General features: G+C 63.1%; 6 protein-coding genes. 2 read left to right on the top strand and 4 right to left on the bottom strand.

Annotation, left to right across the window (positions count from 1 at the left end):
* Positions 1–50 precede the first annotated feature (50 nt).
* From EN991_RS22975 to EN991_RS22960, 4 genes are all read right to left on the bottom strand, one after another.
* Entirely contained in the window at positions 51–860 is an 810-nt protein-coding gene (locus EN991_RS22975) for an ABC transporter permease (RefSeq protein ID WP_063171052.1), read from the bottom strand.
* Positions 860–1,573 (bottom strand): ABC transporter permease, encoded by a 714-nt coding sequence (locus EN991_RS22970; RefSeq protein ID WP_196815384.1) that lies wholly within the window; start codon positions 1,571–1,573, stop codon positions 860–862. Before EN991_RS22970 ends, EN991_RS22975 begins: the two co-directional genes overlap by 1 nt.
* A 155-nt stretch (positions 1,574–1,728) precedes the next feature.
* A complete protein-coding gene (locus tag EN991_RS22965; protein ID WP_063169843.1) occupies positions 1,729–2,529 on the bottom strand; it encodes a transporter substrate-binding domain-containing protein in 801 nt (266 codons plus the stop codon).
* A gap of 53 nt (positions 2,530–2,582) precedes the next feature.
* A complete protein-coding gene (locus tag EN991_RS22960; RefSeq protein WP_063169844.1) occupies positions 2,583–3,398 on the bottom strand; it encodes an ABC transporter ATP-binding protein in 816 nt (271 codons plus the stop codon).
* A 213-nt stretch (positions 3,399–3,611) separates the two neighbouring features.
* On the opposite strand from EN991_RS22960, the gene EN991_RS22955 reads away from it, so the two are divergent.
* Together EN991_RS22955 and EN991_RS22950 are read left to right on the top strand one after the other, a co-directional pair.
* Complete coding sequence (locus EN991_RS22955; RefSeq protein WP_063171053.1) at positions 3,612–4,484, top strand: dimethylarginine dimethylaminohydrolase family protein; 873 nt, start codon at positions 3,612–3,614, stop codon at positions 4,482–4,484.
* The coding region (locus EN991_RS22950) for a TetR/AcrR family transcriptional regulator (protein ID WP_245461047.1) at positions 4,481–5,003 on the top strand (523 nt) is incomplete at its 3' end. The genes EN991_RS22955 and EN991_RS22950, both read left to right, overlap by 4 nt.

Below are 5,003 nucleotides of genomic sequence, written 5' to 3'. Positions count from 1 at the left end.
TGTGGATAGTGGCCCGATACTCCCCTACTCCCCTACTCCCCTACTCCCCTCTAACCAATCTTGTTCGGGATCCTGGCCTCTATCCTGCTGAAGGCGAAGACCAGAATGCCGGTTATCGTCATGTAGATCAGCGCCAGCAGCAGCAAGGGCTCGTAGGTGAGGTAGGTGTCCTGCCGTACTTTGGACGAAACGGCGAAGATGTCGATGACGCTGATCGTTGCCACCAGCGGCGTCGACTTCAATTGCAGCACGGTCTCGCCGGTCAGCGTCGGCAGCGCCCGGTAGATGGCTTGCGGCAGCCAGATCCGCCGGAACGCCTTCCAGCGGCTCATGCCGAAGGCGCGGGCGGCTTCGAGTTGCCCCTTGGGCACGCCGGCGAAGGCGCCGCGCATCACCTCGCCCTCATAACCGGCGAACGACAGGGTCAGCGCCAGCACGCCATAGGGCCAGGCTTGCCGCAGATATGGCCACATCCAGGATTCGCGGATCCACGGATATTGCGGGAACAGCGAACCCAGGCCGTAATAGAGCAGCCAGAGCTGGATCAGCAGCGGCGTGCCCCGGATCACCGTGCAGAACACCTTGGCGGGTGCGGCGAACCAGAACGAGCCGGCAGCCTGCGCCAGGCCAAGCGGGACGGCCAGCAGGAAGCCCAGCACGCAGGTGACGGCCAGGATCCACAGCGAGCGCCAGAGGCCGATCAAGCCCATTTCATAATATTGCGGCAGCCAGTCCCAGCGCATGAAAAAGGCGGCCGACAGAACAAGGCCCAGTGCGATCAGGATCAGCACGATGCGGTGCGGCTGCAGCCACAGCGACGTTCGCGCGGCGACGTCGATGATGGTCGCCTCGTTGGCCATCAGCGCGCCTCCTTGAGCGAAGGCATGCCGCGCCGCGACCAGGTCTCGACCCGGCCGATAACGAGGTTGGAAAACAGCGACAAAAGCAGATAGAGCACGCCCGCCGCGAAAAAGAAGGTGAAATAGGCCTTGGTGACGCCCGCTGCCTGCCGCGTTGCCAGCGCCAGCTCGTAGAAGCCGACAACAGCCAATAGCGCGGTGTCCTTGGTGGCGATCAGCCAGAGATTGGCGAGGCCCGGAATAGCGAAGGGCAGCATTGACGGCAAGGTGATGCGCCGCAACATCAGGCCCGGAGACATTCCATAGGCGCGGGCGGCTTCGATCTGGCCCTGCGGAATGGCCAGGATCGCGCCGCGTATCACCTCTGTCGAATAGGCGCCCTGGACGAAGCCGAGCACGGCGATGCCGGCGGCAAGGCCGCTCACGTCGACGCGCTGATAACCCATGGCCGTCAGCGCCTGATTGATCAGGTCGGTGCCGGCGTAATAGAGCAGCAGGATCAGCACCAGTTCGGGCACGGCGCGCACGATGGTGGTGTAAACCGCCAGGAGATCGCGCACCACCGGCCCGCCATAAAGCTTGCCATAGGCGCCGCCGGTGCCGATCAGAAGGCCGAGGCACGTGGCGCCCAGCGCGATCTCGATCGAATGCAGCAGCCCAACCAGAAGCGCCCCGCCCCAGCCTGGCGGGTAGGGCGAGAGAAGCTCGGTGATGCCGGCCGCGGAGGCCGAAAGAAGTGCGTCGATCAGCGTCGCCCCCGAAGTGCTGACTAACCGCCGACGGCTGCGTCGGCGGCAAACATGCCTGGGAAAGATCGAGCAGGTGGGGCATGGCGCGACGCCACACCCCACAGCTCATACGAGGATCGTCAGTTCGACTGCGCGCCGCCGCCGCCGTAAATGTCGAAATCGAAGTATTTCTTCGAGATCTCGTCATATTTGCCGTTGGCGCGGATCGCCTTGATGCCGGCGTTGATTTTGCCCTTCAGGTCGGTGTCTTCCTTGCGCACGCCGGCGCCGACGCCCGGTCCGAGCACTTCGTCATCGGGAGCGACCATGCCCTTCAGGTCGCAGCAGGCTTTGCCCTGGTCGGATTTGAGGAATTCGCCAAGCGCGATGGAATCGGCCTGCACCGCGTCGAGACGGCCGGCGGCCAGATCGTTGTTGGCCTCGTCCTGGGTCTGGTATTCCTTGATCTCGGAGGCTGTGCTGCCAAAGTGCTTCTTGGCGTAGACAGCGTGCACCGTCGACACTTGCACGCCGACGATCTTGCCCTTGAGGTCGTCCGGAGCGGAGCCGAATTTCTGGTCCTTCGGGCCGATGATCGCGGTCGGCGTGTTATAGTACTTGTCCGAGAAATCGATCGTCTTCGCGCGTTCGGCGGTGATCGACATCGAGGAGACGATGAGGTCGATCTTCTTGGTCGTCAGAGCCGGGATGATGCCGTCCCAGGCAACCGGGGTGATGACGCAATCGAGCTTCTCCTCGGCGCAGACGGCGTCGATGAAGTCGATCTCCCAGCCGATCCATTTGCCCGAAGCATCGGGCGAGGTGAAGGGCGGATAAGGCTCGGCGGCGACGCCGATCTTGACCGGATCGGCCTTGGCCACGCCCATGGCGGCGACGCCGAGCAGCAGCGCTGCGGCAAATGTCTTCAGAACGGTCTTCATTTCATGACTCCCAGTTTGTTGTTGGTTCCCGGTTTTCTTCCGTCCCGGCTTGCCTAGCCGATGTTGCGGATGAACTGCTTCAGCCTTTCGGATTTCGGTGCGCCGAAGATCTGCTCCGGCGGCCCTTCTTCCTCGACCAGCCCGTTGTAGAGGTAGACGACATGGGTCGCGACCTCGCGGGCGAACTTCATCTCGTGGGTGACCAGCACCATGGTGCGGCCTTCGCGCGCCAGGTCGCCGATCACCTTCAGCACCTCGCCGACCAGTTCGGGATCGAGCGCGGAGGTGGGCTCGTCGAACAGCATGACGCGCGGATTGATGGCCAGCGCCCGGGCGATCGCGGCGCGCTGCTGCTGGCCGCCCGACAGATAGGCCGGATAGACGTCGCGCTTTTCAGCCAGACCGACACGGGCGAGCAGCCTCTCGGCCTCGCCGATCGCCACATCGCGCTTGACGCCAAGCACATGCACCGGAACCTCGATGACGTTTTCGATCAGCGTCATGTGGCTCCACAGGTTGAAGTTTTGGAACACCATGCCGAGCTTGGAGCGGATGCGCTCGATCTGCTTGCGGTCGGCCGGAATGGTGTGGCCGTGGCTGTCGGCCTTGAGTTTGATCTCCTCGCCATTGACGCGAATGATGCCGCTGGTCGGGTTTTCCAGGCAGTTGATGCAGCGCAGCAGGGTCGACTTGCCGGACCCCGAGCCGCCGATGATGGCGATGACCTCGCCGTCGCGCGCTGACAGCGAGACGCCCTTCAGCACATGCAGCTCACCGAACTTCTTGTGCAGGTTCTCGACATGGATGGCTTCGGCGGCGCCGTCCTGCGCCTTGCCGGATCGGACTGCGGCAGCTTCCACCACGCTCACCGGGTGACCTCTATCGGGTCGGCTGCGGTTCGTCGAACGTGTATCCGGCTAATCAACATATACGCTGTACTGCCCCGCTCCAGACTTCAGCATGGACCCAACGGCGAGAGCCCGTCAATCCTGCTTATTACGGCACTTGCGAGCTTGTTGTGCAAGTGTATAAATAGCCTTCCATGAAATTTTCTCGATTTTTTTCAGCGAAAAAGGACTTCGATGAGCGCTTTCGGATCACAGTCCATGGCGGCGCCGCTGCGCCGCGTGCTGATGCGGTCGGCGGCCAACGCCATGCGCAATGCCGACAGGGTTGCCTGGCACTATGGCCCGGGATTCAATCCGGCGAAAGCGGCATCGCAGCACGCGCTCCTTGCTGAACTGGTGGCGGCTTCCGGTGCCGAAATCGAATGGATCGAGGACACGGCGGATGGACTTTCGGACTCGGTGTTCACGCACGACCCGTCGCTGATGACCGATCGCGGCGCGCTGATTCTGTCCATGGGCAAGCCGTTGCGCGCCAGGGAGCCCTCGCTGCATGAGGAAACCTACCGAAGGCTGGGCATTCCAATCCTGGGCCGCGTCGAGGTTCCTGGCCAGGTCGAAGGCGGTGATTGCGTATGGCTCGATGCCCGTACGCTGGTGATCGGGCGCGGTGTCCGCTCCAACCAGGAAGGCATCCAGCAGGTTTCCAACCTGCTGACGCCGCTGGGCGTTTCCGTCTACGGCTTTGATCTTCCGCTGTGGCAAGGCGAAGAAGCGTGCCTGCATCTGATGTCGGTGATCAGCCCGCTGGCCGACGACCTCGCACTGGTCCATTCACCGCTTTTGCCGGCCCCATTCTATCAGATGCTGAAGGCGCGTAACATCCGGCTGGTCGAAGGCGACGCCGAAGAGTTCGCGGCTTCCAACGGCCTTAGCCTGAACGTGCTGCCGACCAGCCCACACAAGATCATTGCCGTCGCGGGCTTTCCAAAGACCAAAGCCGCGATGGAAGCCGCCGGCTGCACGGTCGAAATCTTCGAGGCGGATGCGCTCTGCATCGCCTGCGAGGGCGGGCCGACATGCCTGACGCGACCGATCCTGCGCCAATGAATATGCCATCCCGCCGCAGGTTCCGTCGCGAGGGCGAGGAGCGGCGGCGGCAGGATCTGATCGAGGCCACTCTGGACAGCGTGGCGGAACATGGCCTGCAGGGCGCCACCTTGCGCACCATCGCATTGCGTGCCGGCGTCACCGCCGGGCTGATCCGGCACTATTTTCCCGGCAAGGAAGAATTGCTGCAGGAAGCCTATGCAGCGCTGATGGGCCGCATGACCGAGCAGGCGAAAGCGGCTTTGGTCATGGAGAATGCCTCGCCTCGCCAGCGCCTTGCGGCTTTCGTCACCGCCAACCTCAATGCGCCGATTATCGACGCGCGGGTGTTTTCGCTCTGGGCAACCTTCATCGGCCGCGCCAGAGCGGATCCGACCTTGGCCCACGCCCACCGCGAAGGCTACCTTGGTTTTCGCAATGAGGTGGAAGCGGTTGTGGCCGAGGTGCTCGCCGCCGAACGGCGCAAATCGGACGCAAGCCAATTGCGCCACCATGCCATCGCGATTAATGCGATCATCG

It is taken from the genome of Mesorhizobium sp. M7A.F.Ca.US.005.03.2.1, assembly GCF_003997795.1.
GTDB classification, from domain to species: Bacteria; Pseudomonadota; Alphaproteobacteria; order Rhizobiales; family Rhizobiaceae; genus Mesorhizobium; species Mesorhizobium ciceri.
This window is presented reverse-complemented; position numbering and strand designations above follow the sequence as displayed.